The organism is Paracoccus sp. N5, from assembly GCF_000371965.1.
GTDB lineage: Bacteria > Pseudomonadota > Alphaproteobacteria > Rhodobacterales > Rhodobacteraceae > Paracoccus.
The window spans coordinates 2,502,680-2,525,366 of the sequence record NZ_AQUO01000001.1 but is presented as its reverse complement, the minus strand read 5'-3'; the positions used below and the strand labels follow the sequence as shown (position 1 = coordinate 2,525,366).

The 22,687-nt window shown below is 61.1% G+C and carries 20 protein-coding genes, 1 tRNA gene and 1 pseudogene; 9 read left to right on the top strand and 13 right to left on the bottom strand.

All coding sequences use genetic code 11. The features are described 5' to 3' along the window. The first annotated feature begins 84 nt into the window (after positions 1-84). Genes PARN5_RS0112800 through PARN5_RS0112790 form a run of 3 tightly spaced genes read left to right on the top strand, consistent with a single transcriptional unit; the run spans position 85 to position 1,787 of the window. Positions 85-558, top strand: a complete 474-nt coding sequence (locus tag PARN5_RS0112800) for a DUF6634 family protein (protein ID WP_018000169.1) — start codon at positions 85-87, stop codon at positions 556-558. 1 nt (position 559) lies between these two features. Beyond that, positions 560-1,378 (top strand): metallophosphoesterase, encoded by an 819-nt coding sequence (locus PARN5_RS0112795; protein ID WP_026155400.1) that lies wholly within the window; start codon positions 560-562, stop codon positions 1,376-1,378. A 49-nt stretch (positions 1,379-1,427) separates the two neighbouring features. Beyond that, positions 1,428-1,787, top strand: a complete 360-nt coding sequence (locus tag PARN5_RS0112790) for a hypothetical protein (protein WP_232419349.1) — start codon at positions 1,428-1,430, stop codon at positions 1,785-1,787. Between the two features lie 200 nt (positions 1,788-1,987). Here the strand turns inward: PARN5_RS0112790 and PARN5_RS0112785 are convergent, their stop codons facing one another. The 5 genes from PARN5_RS0112785 to PARN5_RS0112765 all read right to left on the bottom strand — a co-directional run bounded on the left by PARN5_RS0112785 (position 1,988) and on the right by PARN5_RS0112765 (position 9,557). After that, positions 1,988-4,531, bottom strand: a complete 2,544-nt coding sequence (locus PARN5_RS0112785; protein WP_026155399.1) for a S8 family serine peptidase — start codon at positions 4,529-4,531, stop codon at positions 1,988-1,990. A 53-nt stretch (positions 4,532-4,584) separates the two neighbouring features. Next, a complete protein-coding gene (locus PARN5_RS0112780) occupies positions 4,585-5,598 on the bottom strand; it encodes an ATP-binding protein (protein WP_198289587.1) in 1,014 nt (337 codons plus the stop codon). Positions 5,599-6,214: 616 nt separating this feature from the next. Then, positions 6,215-7,729 (bottom strand): DUF6880 family protein, encoded by a 1,515-nt coding sequence (locus PARN5_RS22110; protein ID WP_018000163.1) that lies wholly within the window; start codon positions 7,727-7,729, stop codon positions 6,215-6,217. A gap of 911 nt (positions 7,730-8,640) precedes the next feature. Beyond that, a complete protein-coding gene (locus tag PARN5_RS24585; protein WP_232419384.1) occupies positions 8,641-8,859 on the bottom strand; it encodes a hypothetical protein in 219 nt (72 codons plus the stop codon). Positions 8,860-8,861: 2 nt separating this feature from the next. Next, positions 8,862-9,557: a hypothetical protein gene (locus PARN5_RS0112765; RefSeq protein ID WP_198289584.1), complete on the bottom strand. Its 696-nt coding sequence runs from the start codon at positions 9,555-9,557 to the stop codon at positions 8,862-8,864. 253 nt (positions 9,558-9,810) lie between these two features. Here PARN5_RS0112765 and PARN5_RS0112760 point away from each other — a divergent pair, with 253 nt between their 5' ends. Together PARN5_RS0112760 and PARN5_RS0112755 are read left to right on the top strand one after the other, a co-directional pair. After that, a complete protein-coding gene (locus PARN5_RS0112760) occupies positions 9,811-11,166 on the top strand; it encodes an IS1380-like element ISPme1 family transposase (RefSeq protein ID WP_026155397.1) in 1,356 nt (451 codons plus the stop codon). A 669-nt stretch (positions 11,167-11,835) separates the two neighbouring features. Beyond that, positions 11,836-12,375 (top strand): hypothetical protein, encoded by a 540-nt coding sequence (locus tag PARN5_RS0112755; protein WP_018000159.1) that lies wholly within the window; start codon positions 11,836-11,838, stop codon positions 12,373-12,375. A 182-nt stretch (positions 12,376-12,557) separates the two neighbouring features. Here PARN5_RS0112755 and PARN5_RS0112750 read toward each other — a convergent pair whose 3' ends face one another. The 6 genes and pseudogenes from PARN5_RS0112750 to PARN5_RS0112730 form a co-directional block, all read right to left on the bottom strand. Then, the gene (locus tag PARN5_RS0112750; RefSeq protein ID WP_026155396.1) at positions 12,558-13,490 is read right to left on the bottom strand and encodes an IS5-like element ISPpa3 family transposase; all 933 of its coding nucleotides are present in this window, start codon (positions 13,488-13,490) and stop codon (positions 12,558-12,560) included. Positions 13,491-13,557: 67 nt separating this feature from the next. Beyond that, positions 13,558-14,229: pseudogene (locus PARN5_RS22100) on the bottom strand (transposase); the annotation flags it as partial. 59 nt (positions 14,230-14,288) lie between these two features. Then, positions 14,289-14,636, bottom strand: coding sequence for an IS66 family insertion sequence element accessory protein TnpB (gene tnpB / locus PARN5_RS0112740; protein WP_018000156.1), 348 nt, complete (start codon positions 14,634-14,636; stop codon positions 14,289-14,291). Beyond that, on the bottom strand, positions 14,633-15,028 hold the full coding sequence (locus PARN5_RS0112735; protein ID WP_018000155.1) for a transposase: 396 nt from the start codon (positions 15,026-15,028) through the stop codon (positions 14,633-14,635). The genes tnpB and PARN5_RS0112735 overlap by 4 nt, the downstream gene beginning before the upstream one ends. A 566-nt stretch (positions 15,029-15,594) precedes the next feature. After that, a complete protein-coding gene (locus PARN5_RS24235) occupies positions 15,595-16,368 on the bottom strand; it encodes a hypothetical protein (protein ID WP_157403986.1) in 774 nt (257 codons plus the stop codon). A gap of 274 nt (positions 16,369-16,642) precedes the next feature. Further along, complete coding sequence (locus PARN5_RS0112730) at positions 16,643-17,983, bottom strand: site-specific integrase (protein ID WP_157403985.1); 1,341 nt, start codon at positions 17,981-17,983, stop codon at positions 16,643-16,645. Positions 17,984-18,176: 193 nt separating this feature from the next. Here PARN5_RS0112730 and PARN5_RS0112725 point away from each other — a divergent pair. Next, a tRNA-Phe gene (locus PARN5_RS0112725) sits at positions 18,177-18,262 on the top strand. Positions 18,263-18,434: 172 nt separating this feature from the next. On the opposite strand, the gene PARN5_RS0112720 is transcribed toward PARN5_RS0112725, so the two are convergent. Continuing rightward, positions 18,435-18,617 (bottom strand): hypothetical protein, encoded by a 183-nt coding sequence (locus PARN5_RS0112720; protein ID WP_018000153.1) that lies wholly within the window; start codon positions 18,615-18,617, stop codon positions 18,435-18,437. Between the two features lie 356 nt (positions 18,618-18,973). Continuing rightward, the gene (locus PARN5_RS0112715) at positions 18,974-19,756 is read right to left on the bottom strand and encodes a 3-hydroxybutyrate dehydrogenase (RefSeq protein WP_018000152.1); all 783 of its coding nucleotides are present in this window, start codon (positions 19,754-19,756) and stop codon (positions 18,974-18,976) included. Between the two features lie 388 nt (positions 19,757-20,144). Here PARN5_RS0112715 and PARN5_RS0112710 point away from each other — a divergent pair, with 388 nt between their 5' ends. From PARN5_RS0112710 to PARN5_RS0112700, 3 genes are read left to right on the top strand one after another with little or no spacing between them, the layout of a single operon-like run. Then, a complete protein-coding gene (locus PARN5_RS0112710) occupies positions 20,145-22,001 on the top strand; it encodes an extracellular solute-binding protein (protein WP_026155395.1) in 1,857 nt (618 codons plus the stop codon). Continuing rightward, complete coding sequence (locus tag PARN5_RS25115; protein ID WP_018000150.1) at positions 21,998-22,132, top strand: hypothetical protein; 135 nt, start codon at positions 21,998-22,000, stop codon at positions 22,130-22,132. The genes PARN5_RS0112710 and PARN5_RS25115 overlap by 4 nt, the downstream gene beginning before the upstream one ends. Next, the gene (locus PARN5_RS0112700) at positions 22,132-22,485 is read left to right on the top strand and encodes a hypothetical protein (protein WP_018000149.1); all 354 of its coding nucleotides are present in this window, start codon (positions 22,132-22,134) and stop codon (positions 22,483-22,485) included. The genes PARN5_RS25115 and PARN5_RS0112700 overlap by 1 nt, the downstream gene beginning before the upstream one ends. The last annotated feature ends 202 nt before the right edge of the window (positions 22,486-22,687 follow it).

Genomic DNA, 22,687 nt, shown 5'->3' with positions numbered 1-22,687 from the left:
ACACCTCCTTTTCCCCTGAATCCTTTTCCGTCTGCGGCATCGCCGCAGCCGCCCCCTTCATGCCATCGAAACGGAGATATCACCATGAAACTCTCGCCCACCGACCGCGCCTGGTTCGATAAGGTGCTGCGCGCCATTGCCGCGGCCGAAGTCGGCCCCTCTGACGCAGACCTCGCGCAGGCGCCGGTTCTGTCCGACTGGAAAGCAGCGATTTCGCCGGGTGGTCATATCATGCTGTGGGGCGAGGTGACCGACCACCCGCTCCTCGGCACAACGAGCATCACCACCTCGCAGCTGATCGCTATCGATGCCGAGGCGGGATGGGCACGAACCGCATCCCGCTGGTATCGGCTGGGCCGATCCATCGAGGCACTCGAAGCCGAGTTGGCAGAATCCCTGAACGGGAAGAAGTCCAACGCCGACGCCATCCGGTTTACCCTTCCGGGTTTCATGAACGTGGACGATCCCGCGCTTCTGGCACAGCTGCTGTCCGAGTATATCACGCGGGTGCGCGAGATCGACGCTGCGGACCGGGCCTCCTCCGGACAGGACATGTGATATGCACTGGTTCACGGCCGACCCGCACTATTCGCACGGCAATATCATTCGCTTCTGCGACCGCCCGTTCCCGGACGTGGCCGCGATGAACGCCCGTCTGCTGGCTGAATGCCGGGCCCGGGTCCAGCCAGATGACGATCTTTGGATTCTCGGAGACTTCACCGCAGGAAGATCCACTGATGCGCGGCGGCGTGAGGTGCGCGGCATCTTCCATGCCCTGCCGGGTCGGAAACACCTGATCCGGGGCAACCACGATGAAGACTGGGTCTGCGACCTGCCCTGGGACAGCGTAAGCGAGACCGCCGATATTGTCGTAGACAAGCGGCGCTTGTTTCTCTGCCACTATCCGATGATCACCTGGCCCGGCGCGCGGCATCAAGGTTTGCAGCTTTTCGGTCATGTGCATCAGAACTGGCGAGGGTCCCGCAACAGCGTCAATATCGGCGTTGATGTCTGGAACTTCAGACCGGTCACGCTGCAGGAAATTGAACGCCGCGCGGCCAGACTCCCGGTCAACGCGCATTGGGATCAGGTCGAACCCGGCCGTGCCTGGCCCACGGTGCCCTGCGCTGGCTGCGGTCGGATCCTGGATCCCGCGCTTGTGTCCGGCCATGCCGTGGTGCGCAACGGGCGGATCGTGGTGGCCGCGACCAACGAGACGATCGTCCTCATGGGAGAGGCCATGCGCAAATGGCTGCCGGAGGGCCGGCATGTCTGCCCCGAATGTATTGGCGGCTATCTCTCAGTCAGTGAGGTCACGCTACCTGCCGGATTTAGCTTCGATGAGACGCGGAACCGCGCCGTTCCCAGGGAGAAATAGAATGCCACCGGAAAGGCCATTCGACAAACCTGGCGTCGAGGATCACCTCTTGGCCAGCATCGAGCTGATCGATGCGTCACAGGCCTGCGCGCTTTTGCGCCTCGAAACGGATGCCCCGGAAGGCACCATCCAGGCCATGGCCCGCGACAACGCGGTCATCGCTCTGGTTCAGAATGGCAAGACCATGGTGCCGGTGTTCCAGTTCGACACTGAAAATGGCCGCGTCTTTGATGTCGTCCGTGACATTCTGGCGCTCAGACCGGCCCGGGTCAGCAATCTGAGGCTGTGTTACTGGTTAACCCGCGCTCACGTCGATTTCCACTGCGCGCCGGCGCAAAGGTTTGGGAAAGATGACTCGGCAATCGTCGCCGCATTTGCACGATATATCGAGCCTGATCGCCATGGATAGCTTTTTGCCGTCTCGGTCAAAAGGTGCGTCGGTCTCCGTCAGAATCTGATCAAGGGGAATGGGAAACCTCGTCCCCGTGCTGAGCGCAAGATCGCAGGACCAACGGAAAACCATTATACTATCTCGATGCCCGGGTCGAGGTCTCTGTTGGTGCCGGCAAATCGCCGATGCGCGGCGGTGCCGCGAAGATGGTCTTGAAGTTAAGGGGTGACGGTCGAGGCGATCTTGGCGGCAACGAGGGCGCTGATTTCGGAGTGCATATCGACGTTGTGCCCGGGGGCGGTAATAGAAATCACCAGCGCATAACGCCCCTTGTCGTTGAACCGCCTCTGCCCGGGATGGGTCTTCCACCAGCCGGTGACAGGATAAACTCCGATGGCGTCATGCAAGGCGAGGTCAATCGCCCGCCCGCGCCACAGGTCACAGTGCAGCGACCCGGCTTGAACCGCGTTGGAGCCCAGCAGCCAGAAATCGCCCTCCTGCTGCAGCCCGGGCGTGTCCTTCTCCTGCTGGCCTGAAACCCGGCGCTTGAATTGCTCCTTCGTGTCGGATCGCTTTTTCATAGCGAACCGAAGACCAAAGGACCGATAGGTCTCGGGCCGGGTCGCCGCGCGGCCAGACAGGTTCGGTTCGACGAAATAGGAAAGCGTCACTTTCATGGTGACGACTCCATTTTCGATCTTTTCGAGCGCCGCCTTGGGCCAAGGCAGGTCATAGAAGTGCATCTCGTTGAAGACCGGCCCGCCGCTCTCACCGATCACGAAGGGCTGAATCGGGGCCTGTGCAATCAGCGTCACGTCATTGCTTGCCGAGTTTATCGCACGTTGCAGGTCGGGCACCCCATATCCGACTTCTCGCAGGATCGCTTGCTTCGCTGCTTTGGTCCCGGTCTTCCAATGCTGCCCGGTGCCGATCAGCCGCTTGCGGATCGGTTCGGGCCAATGCGCCGAGTCAACAGCCAGTGCCCTGTGCGTCTCGGGCCATAGGTCAGGCAATGCGGCTTGCAGCGCGCCCACGAAGTGCCCCGCCATCCCCGCCGCCGCGCTGGTGGCACAGAACGGCACAAGCGGTTCATGCAGGACATTGGAGCCCGGAGCGAGAAGGGAAACCGACGGCTCCCATCCGCAATCCCCGGACGGATCGGCGATCATGTTGCCTGCCTCGAACAACACCTCGGGTTTGATCGGGGTGAGGTCGGACGAAAGCGTCTGCGATCCCAAGCTGAACGGGCTGCGGTGGTTTGCGGGCACAACCGGCTTCAGGCCCGGCGGATTCGCGGGCGGCGTCTCCTTGCGGGTGAAACCGCCGATGGTGAGCGCGTTCCAGCTTTGTGACGGGTCTTCGAGAGGATGGGACAGCCGCACATGGTCGAGCTTCCCGCCGGGCATGTTGCCGGTCGCGACCACCATCAGCCGTTTAGGTCGCTCGGCCGCCGGAACACCTTCTGCCTGATCGCCCGGCATCGAGCCCGAAGCGATCTGATCCAATGCGCCGCTCCAGCTGGACGGCCTTTCCGGCGGAAAATCACAGGCCGAGTTGGCAAGGCAGAACGCGCGGAGCACGTTCGGCCTCTCTGCCTCCACCAGCGCAACCGCGCCTTCGGTCACGACACCATAGCTCGGCGGCTCTGTCTTCGGAAAGCCCTTTGGCGGCAGCAACTTCATGGACTCGACCGCATGGGCAAGCTGCAGCTGCCGCGCGTCGTTCATCAGGGGCTCAAGATCGCCATAAAGCGCCAGCCCAGCGAGGGGAGTGCCGTGCCCGCCATGGGGGTGGTGATCGTCCGCCCCCCATGCCGCATCATAGGCCCAAGCCCCATGCAGAGCGGGCGCGATAAGCGGGTGCTGCGCTGCAACGCCCGTATCCAATGCACAGACCGCGTTGGCGTCCTGCGGCGGCGGGACGATGCGCTTGGCAAGGTCTGCGGTCCAATCCTGCGACCCCAAACCCTTCTCGCCCCGGTCGAGGAATGGTTCAATCGTCCCCGTTGCCTTCCTGATCTCCGCCACGGCCCCCGGGATACGCCCGACGAATCCGGTAACTCCCTCGGCCGAGGCGTGAACGAAAAGCACCGTGGTATCGGGAAAGAGGAGCCGGTCTTCGTGAACGTCGAGCGCAGCCAGTCGCGCAGCCGCCGCAACTCCTTCGACGATCTTGCCGTCGTGCCGAACCCAAAGCTCCCACCACAAAAGTTCAGGGGAAGCAAAATCGACCTTGCCGACAAACAGGGCATGGGCCTCGGCCGCACGGATGGTTTCCACCCGCTCGAACTTTTCCACGTCTGCCGGAGGCTGATTTCCCCGGGGTTGCCCATAGGAGCGAATGCGGCCTTGTAGAAACGCCCGGGCATCATCCGGCACAAAGAGGAGCGCGCTTTCCGTCCGGTCGTCACGCCGCTCTGACCGCAGGACAACCACGTCCTGCGTGGGAAATTCCAATCCTTTCGGCAACTTCACAGCTTGGGCACGACCGTCCTCCGGCGGCGGGGGCATGGTGCCGACTTCGACGATGGCACCTGCCTTCAGCCCCTCAACCGGCAAGCGGCCATCCTGCCCGGCAACGGGAGTATCTCCAAGGGCTGCGGTCAGTTGATCGAGAAGAGCTTTTGAATGCGCCGCATAATCATCCCGGAGCGGCTTGGGGTCTACTTTCCGCCGTGGATAGGAGTAGGCAATTCCATCCCGAAAAACGTCGAATGATATATGCACATGCTTGCGCGCACCGAAATCACCTTGCTCCGCCATCAGACCCTGCTCTGCAATTCAATAAGCCAGTCACTCACGCTCCACGGGCAAAGCTACAGATCGGAGCCCTTCCGAAACTTACCCTTGAACGTCTGGCGATCATGCAGAGCCGAACGCAGCGCGTCAGCCGAAATCTTTGCCACACCGTCAATAATGGCGTCTTTTACCACCGAGTCCGCAGCCCGGACCAATTCCCCGGGGCTCAGTCCGTCTAGCGCAGCAGCCAAAGCAGGCCATGACCGCGCACTCACCTTGAACTTGCCAAGCCGCTTTTCAATGATCGCACGCGCAGCCGCCGCGTCGGGCAGCATATATTCGACCACTTCGTCAAAACGGCGAGCCAATGCTTCGTCGAGAATTTCGACATGGTTGGTGGCGGCCAGCACGAGGCTATCCGTGGAGTTCGGCTCCTCCATGAAGGCCAGCACCGAGTTCAGCACCCGGCGGATTTCGCCCACGTCGTTCGGATCGCCCCGCCGTGCGCCGATGGCGTCGAACTCGTCGAGAAGATAAACGCCCCGAGTCTGCGCAATCTGATCGAACAGGATGCGCATTTTTGCAGCCGTCTCGCCAAAGTAGCGACTGAACAGGGATTCCAGCCGAACAGTAAACAAGGGCAGTCGAAGTTCCCCGGCCAGCGCCGAGGCCGTCATGGTCTTGCCGGTGCCCGGCGGCCCGACAAGAAGCAGATGCGTCGCGGGCTTTTGCCCGAAGTCCCGAAGCGTGGCTCGCTCCTGCTGCTGCCGCACGACACGGGCCAGACGGTTCCTGGCATCATCCGGCAGCACCATGCTCGCCAAGGTGGTCTTGGGATAGGTGCTTTCTACAAGTCCCTGAAGCTCGGCGCGCGGCCGAGCCATCGGTATCGGGGTCTGCCCGCCCGCCGGAACCCCAAGACGGCGCTGATCGCGGGCCTTCTGCACAAGACGCTTCAGTTTCTCCGCGTCATCGGGTTTCCCCTCACGGGCTTGTTGCGCCGCGATCTGCAACGCCACCGAAAGGAACTGATCCTCGTCGCCCTCAATATGCGAATTGAGAAGGGCGAGAATTTGCCGTGTCGTCATCATGCTCGCCTCCCCTCTCATTAGAAGTGTAGCCGGAATCATTAAACGCCCGACCCTGCGGGCGGTTCATTGTCAAGGAGTTCTCTACTTGAAACGTGGATTCTGCGCCACGAAAAAGGCACCTCTGTGGCGTCACGTCCCATCGAAACGGCGTGACTGCAACAGCATGCCGATCAGCACGTCGGTCGGAGCTCACCACCGCGCATGCCGGATCGGCAGCCCATGCTTCGGCCAGCGCCTTTCGGCGCACCTCTGCCGTTGGTGCATCCTTGATCGTGACCGCCTCGCAGTGCCGCTAGCTCGGTTTGCGGGGCTGCCAGCTCCGCCGGATCGGGCAGCAGGTGTCCGATGAGATGCGACGACAAGCCCGTGCTGGGCGAACGATCCCCCGTGCAGGTGACATGGACGGGGCCAGCCGATAATAACCTTGGCAGACCAATCGGAGGTGTGGCCCCAAAAGCCCTGAGCACGGCGAATACGGAAAGTCGATCATGCCCCTCAGAGGGCATATGGCCAGACGGCCGCCCGATTTCATATGACCGATCTCTGGTTCGATGGCGCTCCGCCGTTCCAGCAACATCGCCAGCGCCAGACGTAATTCTTCGGCGCTGACTGATGATCAGTCGCCGAGATTCCAAATCGGTCGTCGTCCTCTCTTGAATGAATCTGATTTCGCGACTGACAGCGGCTCGCCGAACTGTGCCCAGAACCCGGATTTTCGCCCATGATCGGCACGGAGCTTCGCGCGATACGCCTCATGAACATCGAAATCCGCAGGCCGCGCGGGATCCGCATCCGCTTCTGCCGCAAGCAAATCAAGCTGGCGCAGATACTTCGCCCCGTGCCCATAGGCCTTGGAGCGCGCCCGCCGCAGGATATCATCAAGAAGCGCCCGGAAAAGGATGCTTGCCGCCAGCGGATGCTCGTGCTGCAGTTGATCCGCAACCTCGGGCAGGATGTGCCAGTCGCGGCCCTCCCATTGCGCATGCCTCGCCACAACAAGCCCGGCCGCCAGATCCCGCCGCGGCCATGCGAGGAAGAAGTTCAGCGCGGCCATGGTGTCCGGATGCGCCAGAGCCAGCGTCATGGCCCGTTCTTCCGCCTCCATGTCCTCGAAGTCCGGCAGCATCTTCAGATGCGCCCGCAGCAGGACCGGTGCGAGCGTATCGCGGAAGCGGTCCCACAGGAGCGCCAGCGCCTCTGGCGTGCGGTCCAGCGCCCGCAATATCCGCGCCTCGAGTTCGGACTGCCGAACCAGCGGGCTGCGATCCGGCGGATCTTCGTCCTCGTCCTCGACGCCGAAAGGCTGAAGATGCGCTTTAGGGCCACCGCGCCGCACCCAGTCGAGCGCCTCGGTGAGCCGCCCCGCATCCAGCAACCGGCGCGCGATATCGAGCGTGTCGCGATCCCTTTCCGGTTTTTCCGCCTCAATGGCGATCAGCCGGTCCAGATCGCCGGATGCGGTCGCGATCATTTGCCGGATCTCTCGCCATTGCCCTGTCATGGAAAAGAACCAGCGTTCCCGCGCGCGCTGGCCTGCCTCCGCCGCGTCACGCTCCGCGATCCGTTCAGAAAGATCGGCATCCCAGATGGCCAGCACCTCGGGTGAGAGGTGTGGCACCACCCGCTCGGCAATCGGCTTCAGGTATCCGTGTTCCGTCTCGCCAAGCGCGGCCATGATGATCTGCGGCAGATTCGCGCTTGAAAGCCGGGCAGAAACCGACCCCATGGCCTCTATGGCCTGCCAGTAAATGTCTTGGAGCTTACCGGAAGAATCGTCGACACGCTGGAAGACCTGATCGTGGGTTGCTATGAAGCGGATCAGCCGCGATGATCCGAGATCGGCATCGGCGGGGCAAAGCTCCTTGACGATGCTGTCGCACAGCCCCTGCAGATCATCCCTGAATGCGCGCTCCTTGTCCCAGTCGATGAAGGTGCGCGCCCGCTCAAGTCCCGAGAGCCGCCGGTCGATCAGCTTCGCTATGGCTTCCGGCCCGGACTTGCCGGCAAGCGCCGCATTCACACGGCGTTTGAAACCTGCATTGAAATGCACCTCGTCGAAGACAAGTTCAGCCAGCTTTTCTGCGCCGAGGGCGGTGAGGGATTCTTTGGAGAGGGCGGGTTTACGGGCCATGGGGCTTCCGGGCATAATAAGTCATGGTTTGATGCCGGATACGGGGCAGACGGACAATGAGCCAGCAGTGTGCTGTAATACCGGCCTCGTTCTGGGCGTCAAGAACCCGGCCTGCCACATTCGCTTCAGCAAAGCCCTAGATCACCCCGCACGAGCAGCTGGGCTTTCTGCCAGAATCTCCTGCAGCCTAGCTGAGGCTCGTGCCAGCAGACGCAGCGCTGTGTCGATGGCCTTTCTCACCAGAATGTCGCCCGTTTCGTATTTCTGAAACGCGTTAGGCCCGCCGCCGATGATCGTTCCGGCCTCACGCTGCGAGATCCGCAATCTCTTGCGGATGCTTTTCACCTCGGCGGGGATCAGCAGCCCGGCTGCCCGACATAGGCGAGGAGGCATTCTGAATGGATTTCAGATCGTAAGTCGGCTTCTTCTTGTCGGCCGCATTGCACCACTATGGTGTAAAATCAAGCCCGCAGCCGCAACTACACCCCTTCGGCGATTGGGCGTAGGGGAAGCCGTTGCCCATAGCATTGCTAACCACCGGGGCCGCGGTCATCGCGTTCCACAAATTGTTTCAGCTCCAAACAGCACTCGCCGGCCTCGATCTCCGATGGCCGCCATCCGGCATCGGATCGTCCCGGCCAAGGGGGGGCGAGGAAGCGCCGCAGGTCGCTAAAGTCAGAGATACCATCTATTGGGAGACAGGGTCGCCCATTCAACCGCTCGCCGTGCAAAACTCAATGTCGTCAAATTGATTTCAATCGATCGCCCTTAACCTGAATCTCGAACATGGCCCCACCGGTTACAAGCCCGACCTGCTGTTCCATCTTCGGCCACATGACCATAAGCCGCTCCATCTTCCTCAGCAGCGGCGCCTTCTGCAGTCCGGAGGCGAAAATAAACGCGATCAAGCGTCATGATCGAAACACGGCCTGTTCTGCCTCGTTCCGGGAAATACGCTTATCGCCCGAAATGACGACCCAGCCGCCCTCATGGTTCAAAGCGGTCATCCACTCGACATCCGTGACGCCGGGACCAAACCTTTCCCGAAGATGAATGATCTGACGCTCAGCGACAAAAAGAGCGGCCAAAGATTTGGCCATTGCGGAAGGAAGGTTTTCGTCAACGATCACCTTCAAGCTGCGGCCAACTCCTCGTGGAACCGAACCGCATCTTTCACCACGGAGGACGCCACCTCATAGAGGGCTGCCACCCTGGCTACGGATCCCTCCGCCTCGACCGCTTGCGCAAGCACAACGGAAGGAACCCCAAAACGCGTCGCCACGGGCTGACCGAAGGATCGCTCAGGGTCGACGACGATACTGTCTTTGCCCCGGTAAGGCCTCCAGCGGCGCACGATATCCTGATCGACATCCAGGTCGCGAAAGGTCTGCTCAACCACGGTCTTGAAGACGTATTGCTTCTTACGCAGGTCGATCAGCGCCGACTCATCCAACCGATCAAGGCTCTCCAGGAAGATGGTTTTGCCATCCGTGCGAAACCGACCTGAGGAAAAGGGCCGGTCTGACTGGACGCATTCACGCGCCAGCTCCATGCAGTTCCGGACCGCGCGCAGGTCCATCCTCATGCCAACGAACGCCCGAACAAAACGTAGTTCGATCAGGTCTCGAAAGCTCAGTTCAAGCTGATCATCGATCTGGCCGATATCTGGTTGCCACAGCGGCGGCACCTCGCGGCGCTCCCCCTCATGAACATAGTCATAGCCCCCCATCCAGCGCCGGATCGTCCGGGCGGGGGTTTTGAGGAGCCGAGCCACATCACCGACAGAATAGAGACCGATGCCGACGAGCTCATGGGGAGATGACCGCATGTTCATACCTTATTCTCGTTATCCAGGCGGGGATAAGCAATGACGAAATCAGTCATCCTCCACGACGTTGACCCGGATGCGTAAGAACGGGCAGGCTCAGACCGTCCAGTTCCGCCCCAGTATCGAGGCACGACCAAGAGCCCCCTTGAAGCCATTAAACCCACATTCTCCAAGTAAGTCGCTGATTTCGCTGTCGTAATCGTGATATTTCGCATATAGATCATGGCGTTGACGGCTGCGAGGGGCGCGTTTCATGGATCACCTGGAGGGTGCGGGCTTGGCGCGGGGAGATCGGGTTGATTTCGACCGCCGTGTGCGTCTGGAGTTCCGTGGTGCGCAGATCAGTTCAGACGGTGGCCTGCTGGTGATGCGCGAGCTTGATGACGTGCTCGGCCTGTCCAATCTGGCGTCGGAGGCGCTGCGAGACAGCCGCACCGGGAAGAACACGCTCCATCGGCTTGACGGATTGTTCCGGCAATCGGTGTTCGGACGACTGGCCGGATACGAGGATGTGAACGATGCCGACCGCTTGGCCCTCGATCCCGTGATGCGTCAGGTCGTTGGCGGCAGGGCCGTCGAGGCGCAAGCTGCTTCGGCATCGCAGATGGGACGGTTCGAGACCGAGACGCTGGCTCTGGCCGCGAACCGGGCGGCGCTGGCCGATCTGAACGGCCAATGGATCGACCGGTTTCATGACCGCAACGGGTTGAAATACATCGTGCTGGACATGGACAGCTCGGTCAGCCCCACCCACGGCGATCAGGAAGGTGCTGCCTGGAACGGGCATTTCGACTGCACCTGCTATCACCCCATCTTCTTGTTCAACCAGTTTGGCATGCTGGAGCGCTGCGCCCCGCGTAACGGCAATGTCCACAGCGCCGATGGCTGGCGGGATGTCCTTGATCCCGTCATTGCCCGATATGCTGGCCGCGACCTTGGTGGACGCTTCTTCCGGGCCGACGCTGCCTACGCGATCCCCGCGATCTATATGCGGCTGGAAGAAGCCAGGTTCTTCTACGCCATCCGTCTGCCCGCCAACGCCGTCTTGCGCGAGAAGATCGCGCATCGGCTGACACGGCCCGTGGGACGGCCTTCGCTGACCAAGGTCAAACGGTTCTTCGAGGACTTCGAGTATCAGGCGGCGTCCTGGGACAAGCCGCGCCGCGTCATCGCCAAGATCGAATGGCATCCGGGCGAGCTGTTCCCCAAAGTCGGCTTCATCGTCACCAACCTGCCGATGGAGCCAGACTGGGTGGTGAGGTTCTACAACCAGCGCGGCACCGCAGAGCAGCACATCAAGGAAGGCAAATATGCCTTTCGCTGGACGCGGCTGTCATGCCGGAAGTTCCGGCACAACGAGGTGCGGCTGCAACTGCACGCGCTGGCCTACAACCTGGCAACCTTCCTGCGCTGCATCGAACTGCCCGAGGCCATGGCGGACTGGTCGTTGACCAGCCTGCAACTCAAGCTGATCAAGATCGGCGCCCGCGTCGTCCGCCACGCCCGCGCCATTACCTTCCAGTTGGCCGAGGTCGCCGTCACCGGCCCGATGGTGCGGGCCGTCCTTGCCGCCATCCGCCGTCTTCGAACGCCTCCGTCATGCGCATGACCACGATCCATGCCCAAGCTGAACGAAAGCGGCAGGACAGGTCCGTCTGCCGCGCGGAAAAGCGGCTCTGCCGGGCCAGAATGCTGCGGGTTCGAGGCTTGATCCACCCGACTTCGGCCGTTTGCGCGACGACAGACACCGCTCGGGGCGAAAAACGCTTGCCCAGCGAGCAAAATCAGGCGATCTTGAAGTCAAGCGGCAGGCCACTTGGGGAATGTCGGATATGACCGCTGAGGTCTTCGTCGTGAATGGCGTCGGATTATCGATCACCCGCTGCATGATATCTTTTGTATCTTTCCGCAGGTCTTTTGCCGCGTCATTGATCGAGTTGCGGAGGATGCGCTTAAACTTTTTCGGTGCTGCTCGGAGGCGGCGCTCGAGTATCCTGGTATCAATTGTGACACTCATGACAGTATCGCCCGGTCGTCATATTCATCGGCACCGTCGGAGCATGAGCGGCAAAGTCGGTGGCCGGCGTGGTGGGAGGCTATAGGCCACTGACACGAACGGCACGGCTTCATACGGCATGTCGAGCGATTGAGCTCCTCTATGTCTTCGAAGCCGAGGCATGAGCGCCGGATATGCCAGCCGAGGGTGAGTGCCCCGGCGGGAGAACCCGCCACCCCTCCCACCTCTCCGAAAATCTTCCCCATGAAAGGATCTGTCGAAATGAGAAAGAATATCGATGACCCGTCAGTTGAATACCTGACCCCGCTCTTTGCTGGCCTCCCCGTCGCACTGGCAGCTTTCCCACCTGAGGAAGAGGTCACTGTCAGCATTGCCAAGCTCGCCATGCCCGACCTTACAGATTCTCCGGATGGTCTCTCGTGGGATGTCCATGTCGGCCCCGGCGTCCACCCGATTTACCCGGTCGCATATTCCGGTGACGGCGCCCGCCTTCTCTCCGGTATGATCGCCGAATTCGGGGCATCCCGAATAGCAGCTTGGTTCGCGGCAAGATGGGACGAGCGCATGACCCTGACCCCCGGGGATTTCGATCTGGAGGAGGAGCCGGATGAAGATGAGCTCTACATCCAGCGGGAGCTCGAGGTTGAGGCTGAGCACCTGGACGCGATGGAGGGGGTGGGCGGATTCCTCGAGGAGGACGGCGATTACTGGCCTGAAAGCCCGATGCCAAACCTGCCGACCCGTCGATATGCTGGCCTCAGCGAGGATGAGGTTCCTCATTTGAACCGGACGGTTCACTGACCCTGTGGTGAGGCCCCCGGCCGGAGAACCGGCCGCCATCATTTCCAATATATTTGAAATCCGCTGCTTTCCTGCACCCTGGAGGGCGTATTTCTGATAAATTGTAAAAGGGATACGCCCTCCAGCACGGCGTTGTTGCAGAAGTCAGTGTGTGAGCGCAGTTTTCCCTTTCCGCGTTGAGTTCATGCCACGCGTTTGATCTCGGCGGATCCGAGGGCATTGAAGCGGTTCATGAGGGCGATGCGGATATGGATTTCGGCGGTCTGGCGGTCCGGGTCTCGTGATGAGATGCGTTCACCGAAGGCCTTGAGGCAGCGCATCCTTGCCTCGATCCTGCTTCGGACGTGATAACCTGACCAGCGCTTCCATATGGCCCTGCCCAAGCGCTGGGTTGCCCGGAGGATCTCGTTGCGCGCCCTGGCTGCGGGGCAATCCTCCTTCCAGAGACGGCCATTCCTCCGGATCGGGATGATAGCGGTGCCGCCTCGATCCAGGATCGCGGTGTGGCAGCGTCGGGTGTCAAAGGCACCGTCGCCGGTGACGGTGCCGATCTGTTCATCCTCTGGGATCTGGTTGAGCAGGTCGGGCAGAACAGGGCTGTCGCCTTCACGGCTTGAGGTGAATTCGACGGCGCGGATGTCACCTGTAGCCGTGTCCATCGCCAGATGAACCTTACGATATTGGCGTCGGCGATGCGGGCCATGCTTGCGGGCAAGCCATTCCCCATCACCAAGAAACTTGATCCCGGTGCTGTCCACCAGCAGGTTCAGCGGCCCCGGCGCACGGCGGCTCGTGATCTGAACCGTGATGCGCTTCTGCCTGCGGCTCAAGGTCGAGAAATCGGGCACCCGCCAGTCGAGCCCGGCCATCGAAAGGATGCTCGCCACCATCCCTGTCGTTTGCCGCAGAGGCAGGCCGAACAGAACCTTCACCATCAAGCAGAACTGGATCGCGGCATCAGAGAAGACCGGCGGCCGACCATTGCATCCGGATTTGGGTGCGCGCCAAACCATGTCCTTGTCCAGCCAGATCAGAAGGGACCCGCGCCGCTTCAAGGCATCGTTGTAGGACTTCCAGTTCATCGTGCGGTAGCGGGTCGGCTCAGGCTTGCTCATACTCGCCCCTTAGCCCACTGGATTCGCAGTGTGAATCCCTCAGAAAACGGAGTTCTGCAACAACGCCGATGGCCTCGGCCAGTGGCTCCAGAAGGGTGGTGGTCTTGCCGACCCAGTCGGCCAGGGTCGATCGGTCGAGATCGAGCTCTTCGCGGCCGAAGATCTGGCTCTGGCGATAGAGGGGGAGATGGTCGGCATACTTGCTGACCAGCACATGGGCCAGCAGACCCGGCCCGGGGCGACCGCGCTCGATCGGGCGCGACGGCAGCGGGGCCTGGACGAAGCGTTCGCAGCAAGCGCAGGTCAGCCGGGGGCGGACAATCCGGTTCACGATGAAGCGCCCAGGAACATACTCCAGCTCTTCCGTGACGTCCTCGCCGATCCGGCGCAGGCGACCGCCGCAATCGGCACAGGCATCGGCGCCGGGCATCAGTTCCACCTCCATCCGGGGGATATGATCCGGGATCGGACGGCGCTTGGGTTTGCCCTTCTCCTCGATGTCCGGCAGACGCATCCGCGCCGTCATCGCGGCGGCCGCGATCTCGCTGGCCTCAAGAGCCAACTGAAGCTGTTCTGCCGTCTCCGAGGACGCGCCGAACCGGTGTGCCCGGTGCCCGGCCAGTTGGTGCCGCAGCTTCTCGATCAGGATCGCCTGCGCCTTCACCTCGGCCAGAAGCCGCGCGGTGAAGCTGCGCAACTCCTCGGGATCTTCCGGCAGGGTCAGGGTCTGATCGAGCATGCAAGGAGTTTATCCCACGGGATTCCTTATGGGAATCATTCTCTTGTGGCCCCCCCTGATTATCCCGCTGCCAAGGGCCGCCACGTTCGCTCCGGGGCACGCCAGTCGATCCCTTCCAGGAGCATCGACAACTGCGCCGGTGTCAGCGCCACCTTCCCCTCCTTGGCCGAGGGCCAGACGAACCGGCCCCGCTCCAGCCGCTTCATGAACATGCAGGCCCCCTGGCCATCCCACCAGATGACCTTCACCAGATCACCGCGACGGCCGCGGAAGACGAAGAGATGCCCGCCGAAAGGATCCTGCTTCAGCACCGCCTCGGCCTGCGCCGCCAAGGAAGCAAAGCCCTTGCGCATGTCGGTGACCCCGGCAGCCAGCCAGACCCGCGTGTTGGCCGGAACCGGGATCACGCCGAAAGTCCCCGGATCAGCCGCGCCAGCGCCTCAGGATCATAGCTGCCGCTGATCCGCATCCGGTGACCGCCCGCCAGCTCGATCTCGATGTGGTTCTCGGCGGCAGGTGCCGCCGGAGTAGACCTGGTCTCCGCGACGATCTCTACGGGCAGAAACCGCGCCTCCTCTGCTGGGCGCGCAACCGAGGTGGGGTCCGGCGCATAACGGGGATCGCGCAGCCACTTGAAGATCAGGTTCGCGTTCACCGCGTAGCGCCGCGCCACCTGAGCCACGGAAACGCCCGGCGCCGCCGTCTGGAAACAGATCGAACGCTTCTCCTCATCCGTCCAAAGTCGCTTCGTCCGACGCGCCACGCCATCACCATAGTGTCCACTATCAATGGTGGACACTATCCGCCTCTTTCACCACGCGGCAGGGCGGTCAGGCCGGACGCTTACCTTTCCAGCAAGGATCCTCATTGTCTTACAAAACTGCGTTTTTCAGCCAATGACCTTGCGAGGGAGATGCTCTCCCTTCGAACCCACAAACCAGCCGCAGCCCTTTGGGCGATTGGCTGGAAAAGCGCGGCCAACGCCGCGCCATTCACAAAATGAAAGAACCTCACCGCCACCGCTCACTCTCAGCCTGAGAGGCCTAGCCGCAGGCGCAACCAGCTGCACCCGTCCACCGCACATCCAGGCTTCTCAGCTCACAAAGCAATAAGCGCCAGCCAGCGAACCCTTCTTTCTTCTTGTTGACTGGAACAGGCAACTGTCATCCACCGCCCAAGATCGCGCCCGTAAGGCGCAAGGTCTGGATAGGCGGGGTGACATTGCAAGGCTGACGAGGCACGAGAAAAGCCGCGCAGCGGGCCAAAATGGCCCGCGTAGCGCCTCCCCGGCGTAAGGGGCAGATTGGGTAGCTTTAGCTACCTATAGTCTGTAGTTATAAGTAGTTCTTTAGGACACTTTCAGCTTCAACAAGGCGAGTATATTTCACGCAGTTGATCTCGAATTTTTTGTTCTTGCACCAATATTGCGGCCTCACGCCTTACAGCACGGAGAATAAGAGAGGACGCCCCTTCTAGAGACATCACCTTTTTAGGAGCATCCCAACCTTTTTCTCCATGTCGCGCCGCCGGTCCTAGAGCCTTGAAATTATTTGCCATCCCAGTAAATGCCTTCAAGTCGCTTGGATCAACTTCATAGCGTTCCAAAAACTCTCGCTCACCAAAACCGAGATGATCTTTGATTGCATATAGACTTACCCAATTCACGCCAAGATATCCAACCGTAAGCGCAATATTCCTGATCTTTTCATCAAGAACGCATAGAGCACAAAAATCCGACGTTTCATTAGATATATACCCTCCATCACCTGATAAAACTGCTAAATTTTTTACACTCACAGCCTCGTAGGGCATCGACATCGACGACAAGAAACTCTTAGCCGAAAACTCTGCTACAGGCTCCTGCGGATCTGCCGACCAAAGTCGTAAACGATCGCCATACATAAAATCGCGCTCTCCAAATATTCGGAGCACTCCCCTAACAAGGATAGCGATATTCATAGCTTTCAAAACCGCATCATCTTTGCCCTCGGCCACGTTCAAGTGATGAGATTTAAAGAAGTAATCGGTCATATCATCGCGAAAATGATCCACGAATATAGAAAATAAAAACCCATTTCTGTCAAAATTTCTCATGTCCTCCAAGCGCACATCTCTTGGCAACTCGACCAACCAGTCCACCCAAATCCCCCTTTTCAAACTTTCAATTCACATGGAATCATACTATACATTGCAAAATGTATTCTCTAGCTAGGCACGTCACAGCTTAGACGGCTCAATTCTATAGCCTACTATAATTCGCTTCGTCCCCTACCGCCGGAGCCAAAATCGACCAGCCAGCGTAAACGCATGGGGCAGCCCCCTACCTGTGGCATGCCCCCGCGATTTTGCATCTCGACACGATCAAAGTGGAGCTCCGGGTTTTCCGATGACTTTTACTCGGAGTAGTTAGCCCTCAGCCTTGCCGGGCATGTTGAATCCGTTCGTAGGTGTCTGCCAGCTTTTCCAAGGCCTGGCGCTGTGGGTCCTCTGCAATGCCCGTCAGGTCAATATCCGACAGATACGCATCAACTGCTCGACTAGCCTCCTCCCGGCGATGGTCCGTCCGGTGGCCCAGAATACGGTCGATTGTTGACAGTTCCACGCCAACCGAGCGCATGATGGTGGCCGATGTCCGGCGCAAATCGTGGCGATGCCATCCGGCCGTTCCGGTCTCGCGCATGATTGCGCCAGTGATACGCTCCCAGTTATCCAGCTGCGTCCGCATTGCAGAAGGGAATATCAGATCCTCTGGTGCCCTACCAAGATGACCCGGAATTCCTTGGAGCAATGCGATCACGGCGCCTGAAACAGGCAACAACTGACTGCGTAGGCCGCCGCGCACAGATTTGACCCGCGGTTTAAACCAGGTTCGTGCCTCAAAATCGATATGGCCCCATCGGGCCGCAGAGACCTCCCTCAGCCTAGCCCCGGTCAACAAAATAAACTTGATGGCAAGTGGCCGGACGTCAAATTCAGGGTCCATCTTCATTTTCAGTGCAGCAGGAGCTGGATACACAAGCAGCGGAAGGATCGACCGCAGTTCATCGGGACTGAGCACTCGATCACGCTTTCCCGTGATTTCCTCGTCATCGGACGCCGGGTCCATCGTGTCCCTGATGTCGACAACATCCAGCACCGGCCTCCGCCGTTTTCCGGCCACCCGGAACTTGCCCCGGCCTGCAGCCCAATCCATGACCGGCATCAGGTAGGCCCGGCCTTTCGACACCTGCCCATTGGCTTTCGGAGCCCCGGAAAGCGGGACGTAGTTGAGCATGGCATCAGCAAAATCATCGTCTGGGATTTCGGTGACGCGTCTATTCAGTAGTCCAGAAAATACGGTCTGAATACGCTTACGTGCTTCCGAGTCGCAATCATTCTTCGTCCGGGTCCAGGTAGCCTTGCCGGCGCCTGGACCGGCTTCGTATTCCGCGACCAGTTCGCCAAGCGTAGGATCTCCGGTCCGGGCCAATGCCGCTTCACGCTTCGCCGCATTGAGATTGCCGGCAGCGGCGCGGATCTCGGCCATGACCGTCGCCGCCCGGATACGAGCGTCTTTCAGTGATATGTCGGGATAGCTGCCGATCGTGAGCCTTTGCTTCGAACCATCCAAGGCCGTCCCGCGCACGGCCCATGTCTTCGATCCAGCCGGCGTGACGCGCAGCGACAGCCCCGGAGCCCGGGCGTCCGCAAAATCCGTCCTGACCTCGACGACCAGTTTTCTGATCATGTGGTCGGTGAGATCGACTCTCGCCACCTATTGTTCCTCCAACTCGGCATTCCGGCAAGCAGCATATCGGGGACACCGTGGGGACACCAGATCACACCGGACTTTGTCCCCAAAATAGCTAATCTCGGCCCGAACCGGCGCGGCAACGCGCTTGACATGGCGCGGTTAACCCATGTAGTTCATTGATTATTCATATATTTTTCGTTCTCTAGGGGGAGAAGTCCGGATTTCTCATTTCAGAGCGCGAACGCGACGGCCGGATTGAAAATCCGCGTGTCGGTGGTTCGAATCCGCCTCCGGGCACCATTTAACCCCTTTAAAATACAGCGATATTTCTAAGGCGTTTCTTGGCGCTTTCGTGGCACGCTTTCGCCGTGGCACAGCGATGGCACAAAGCCCTCGGCTCCCACCCCTTCACTAGCCGAACCTCGATCAGCCAGGGTCCCCAGGGGTCCTCGCGTGCGATTGGTCGAGGAGGTCACGCCGCCGCGTCGACGCCGGCCTCCAGGACCTCCAGGTAAGCCTCAACTTCAGACACCAGGAATCGCGTCGAGCAGTTCTCCGTCCTGGGCGTGCCGTTCTTGATCTTGCGAGGAAAGTTCGGGATTTCGCGATGCCAACGGCCGATCGTCGCGCGGCTGGCGCCGAGCAACTTCTGCAAGCCGGGCCGCGCGCAGGAACATGGGGCGTGATCTTGTCTCCGTCTGCGGGTGCCGGTCCAAGACGGTCCCGGCTTGATGTCTGACGAGAGACTGCGACGGGGTTGCGAAAATCCTCGAAGGATAATTGTCGATCAGAGCATTATTTTCGCTGATCCTGGGTCAATTAGACATACTTAATGAGCGTAACAAGCCATTTTGGATCCGGTGTTCGATTTCGTCGAGAGCGACACCGTGAACATAGTGACCGCTATAGATCGCCAGCATTCTCCCCGGAGGCCGAATTCGACACTTTACTCCATAGGATTTCATCGTACCCGGTGCTGCTGCGTCAGCTTGATCGCCAGATCGCGCGCCCTCACATCGCCGTCCACCCCCCGTCCACCGAGATCGTCGTGCCGGTGATCTGATCCGCCGCCGGCGAGCACAGGAAGACCGCCGTGCCGCCGATCTGCTCGACCGTGGCGAATTCGCCCGAGGGCTGGCGCTGCAGCATGACCTTGGCGATCACCTCCTCGCGGCTCATGTTGTGGGTCTTCATCTGGTCGGGGATCTGCTTCTCGACGATCGGCGTCAGCACATAGCCCGGGCAGACCGCATTGCAGGTGATCGCCTCGCCGGCGGTTTCGAGCGCGGTTACCTTGGTCAGGCCGACGATGCCGTGCTTGGCCGCGACATAGGCGGACTTGAACGCGCTGGCCGTCAGCCCGTGGGCCGAAGCGATGTTCACCACCCTGCCCCAGCCCGCCTTGCGCATCATCGGCAGCGCCACCGCGGTGGTGTGGAAGGCCGAGCTGAGGTTGATCGCGATGATCGCATTCCACTTGTCGACCGGGAAATCCGGGATCGGCGCGACATGCTGGATGCCGGCATTGTTGACCAGGATGTCGCAAGCCCCGGCCTGCTCGATCAGCGCCCGGCACTGCTCGCCATTCGACATATCGGCCTGGATATAGCGCACCCTGACGCCATGCTCGCGCGCCAGGCTGTCGGCCAGGGCATGATCCTCGGGCGCGTCGGTGAAACTGTTCAGGACCAGGTCCGCGCCGGCGCGGGCCAGTTCATGCGCGATCCCGAGCCCGATGCCCGAGTTGGAGCCCGTCACCACCGCCGTCTTGCCGCTGAGGAATTTCTCGAACATCGCTGCCTCTCCTGCATGCCGTGTCGCCTGGGCGGCAGCATGGGGAAATTGCGCGGCCGCGGCAAGGGCACCCGGGCCGGGGCGGAAAGCCCCCCCGAAACCCCGGCGAAACCACCGTTCCGCTTCACATTTTCGCGTGATCGATTCCCGCGCGGGCGCACCTCGATTCCCCGCCCGCAGGTCCGTGGAAACCCCAATAAAAAAGCGCCCGCACGAGGCGGGCGCAAGTCATGAGGCAGGTTTCATACAGGCAAGAAACCTATCGAGCAGTGCCTTATCTATACGCTTTTCCCCCCATGAGTCCAAGGCTCAAGTTTGCCTCGTGGTGAACGGCCGGTTAATCTCGGCGCCAACAACATCAGCGACCCGGAAAACAGGGCCTTCGAGCATGCGATTCTTCAAATTTGCTAACGAATCCGCGATCTGGCGGCGAATCGCGCTTTGCGTGTGTGTTGCATCCATGCCGCTGGCAAGCCTCGCCGAGCCCATGCATGCCATTGCAATGTATGGAGAACCTGCGCTGGAGCCGGGCTTTTCCGCCCTGCCCTACGTCAATCCCGACGCGCCCAAGGGCGGCACGATTCGCCTGGCCGAGACCGGCAGCTTCGATTCGCTGAATCCCTGGATCCTGATGGGCAATCCGGTCTGGCCGATCTTCACCCAGCCCGGCCTCGTGACCGAGTCGCTGATGATGCGCTCGATCGACGAGCCCTTCACGCTTTACGGGCTTCTGGCCGAAAGCGTCGAGACCGACCCGGACCGAAGCTGGGTCGAATTCACCCTGCGGCCCGAGGCGCGGTTCTCGGACGGCGCGCCCGTGACCATCGAGGACGTCATGTGGTCCTATGAGACGCTCGGGACCAAGGGCCACCCGCGCTATACCGCCGTCTGGTCCAAGGTGGCGAAGATGGAGCGGACCGGCCCGCGCTCGGTCCGCTTCACCTTCAATACCCGCGACCGCGAGCTTGCCATGCTGATGGGCATGCGGCCGATCCTGAAGAAGGCGCAATGGCAGGGCCGCGACTTTGACCGCTCCAGCCTGATGGCGCCCATCGGCTCGGGGCCCTATGTCATCGACAAGGTCGATCCCGGCCGCGCGATCAGCTTCCGCCGCAACCCGGATTACTGGGGCCGCGACCTGCCCGTCACGCGCGGCATGTATAATTTCGACGTGATCCGCTATGACTATTTCGCCGATGCCTCGACCATGTTCGAGGCCTTCAAGGCCGGCGAGATCGACGTCTGGCGCGAACTGGTCGCCGCGCGCTGGGACCGCGACTTCGACTTTCCCGCCATCCGCGATGACCGCGTGGTCAAGTCCGAGATCGCGCATCAGCGGCCCTCGGGGATCATCGGGCTGGTGATGAACACGCGCAATCCGCTGTTTGCCGACTGGCGGGTGCGGCAGGCGATGATCGAGGCCTTCAACTATCGCTTCATCAACATGACGCTGTCGGGTGGCAAGGACCCGAGGATCACCAGCTATTTCTCGAACTCGGACCTGGGCATGCGGCCCGGACCCGCCACGGGACGCGAGGCGGAACTGCTGGCGCCCTTTGCCGCCCAATTGCCGCCCGGCACGCTGACCGGCTACAGCCTGCCCGAGGGCGGCACCCGCGCCATCGACCGCCAGGGCATCCGCGCCGCGCTGGACCTGCTGCGGCAGGCCGGCTGGCGCGTGCAGGACGGCGAATTGCGCGACGCCCAAGGCCAGCCCTTCCGCTTCGAGATCCTGCTGAACCAGTCCGGCAGCGCCATGCGCACCAGCGCCGAGACCCGGCAGATCGTCGACATCTTCGTCGAATCGCTGCGCAACCTTGGCATCCGGCCGCAGGTGACGCTGCTCGACGCCGCGCAATATGTCGAGCGGACCAACAATTACCAATTCGACATGACCTGGTATGAGCGCGGCCTGTCGCTGTCGCCCGGCAACGAACAGTTGCTCTATTGGGGCCGCAGCGGCGTCACCGCGACCGGCAGCAAGAACTGGATGGGCATGGATTCGCCCGCCGCCGAGGCGATGATCGCCGAGATGACCCAGGCCCGCAGCGATGCGGATTTCCACGCCGCGGTCAGGGCGCTTGACCGGATATTAACCGCCGGGCGCTATGTCATCCCGGTCAGCTATTCGCGCATTTCGCGCTTGGCCCATGCCGCACGTCTGGATTATCCTGAAAACACGCCGCTTTACGGGGACTGGCCGGGGTTCATGCCGGAAACCTGGTGGCAGGAGGAGAAGAAATGAAGACCGTTCGCATCGCAACCTTGCTGGCTGTCCTGGCGTTGGCCGGATGCAATACCGTCGCCGGCGTCGGCGAGGACATCACCGGCGCCTCGCGCATGGTGCAGGGTGGCATAGGAGGAGGCGGCTACTGATGAGATGGAGCAATGTCCAGGCGAACTGGTCTGCCTTCTACGAGGCGATCACCGAGAAATGGCCCGAGGCCGACGAGGATGAGCTGGACGAGATCGACGGCGACCAGCGCGCCTTCATCCGCTATATCGCCGAGGTCACCGGCCAGGAAATCGCCGAGACCAAGGACGAGATCCGTGAATGGCTGGCGGGGGAAATCCCCTCGGACGTGGTCATGGACCCGATCCACGACGGCCATTCCCTTGCGCTGTCGGCGAAATTCGTCGGCGAGGGCGAGGATGAATATGACGACGACGCCCGCTTCGGCGACGATGACGAGATCCGCGGCGACGGCGACCTGAACGATCCGCGCTGAGGGCGGCGCGGAACCCGCCCGCCCCCGCCGCGTTCCATTTGCAACCGCTTGAGCGGCTTGGACAAATGGAGGAAAGCATGAAGGGCATCATCGCGTGGTTCCTAGGGGTTCCGATCTTCGTGATCATCCTGCTTTATCTGACCGGCGTCTTCTGATCCGCCAGTGACGCTCATTCGCGAGCCGCTGCTCCTGCCGGGCATTG

What these genes read in the sequence shown, in the direction of transcription:
- PARN5_RS0112795 (WP_026155400.1), top strand. Translation starts at nt 560, where the DNA reads ATGCACTGGTTCACGGCCGACCCGCACTATTCGCACGGCAATATCATT.
- PARN5_RS22110 (WP_018000163.1), bottom strand. Translation starts at nt 7,729, where the DNA reads ATGGCCCGTAAACCCGCCCTCTCCAAAGAATCCCTCACCGCCCTCGGC.
- PARN5_RS0112765 (WP_198289584.1), bottom strand. Translation starts at nt 9,557, where the DNA reads ATGCGGTCATCTCCCCATGAGCTCGTCGGCATCGGTCTCTATTCTGTC.
- PARN5_RS25115 (WP_018000150.1), top strand. Translation starts at nt 21,998, where the DNA reads ATGAAGACCGTTCGCATCGCAACCTTGCTGGCTGTCCTGGCGTTGGCC.
- PARN5_RS0112715 (WP_018000152.1), bottom strand. Translation starts at nt 19,756, where the DNA reads ATGTTCGAGAAATTCCTCAGCGGCAAGACGGCGGTGGTGACGGGCTCC.
- PARN5_RS0112780 (WP_198289587.1), bottom strand. Translation starts at nt 5,598, where the DNA reads ATGATGACGACACGGCAAATTCTCGCCCTTCTCAATTCGCATATTGAG.
- PARN5_RS0112785 (WP_026155399.1), bottom strand. Translation starts at nt 4,531, where the DNA reads ATGGCGGAGCAAGGTGATTTCGGTGCGCGCAAGCATGTGCATATATCA.
- PARN5_RS0112750 (WP_026155396.1), bottom strand. Translation starts at nt 13,490, where the DNA reads ATGAGCAAGCCTGAGCCGACCCGCTACCGCACGATGAACTGGAAGTCC.
- PARN5_RS0112800 (WP_018000169.1), top strand. Translation starts at nt 85, where the DNA reads ATGAAACTCTCGCCCACCGACCGCGCCTGGTTCGATAAGGTGCTGCGC.
- PARN5_RS0112760 (WP_026155397.1), top strand. Translation starts at nt 9,811, where the DNA reads ATGGATCACCTGGAGGGTGCGGGCTTGGCGCGGGGAGATCGGGTTGAT.
- PARN5_RS0112710 (WP_026155395.1), top strand. Translation starts at nt 20,145, where the DNA reads ATGCGATTCTTCAAATTTGCTAACGAATCCGCGATCTGGCGGCGAATC.
- PARN5_RS0112755 (WP_018000159.1), top strand. Translation starts at nt 11,836, where the DNA reads ATGAGAAAGAATATCGATGACCCGTCAGTTGAATACCTGACCCCGCTC.
- PARN5_RS0112700 (WP_018000149.1), top strand. Translation starts at nt 22,132, where the DNA reads ATGAGATGGAGCAATGTCCAGGCGAACTGGTCTGCCTTCTACGAGGCG.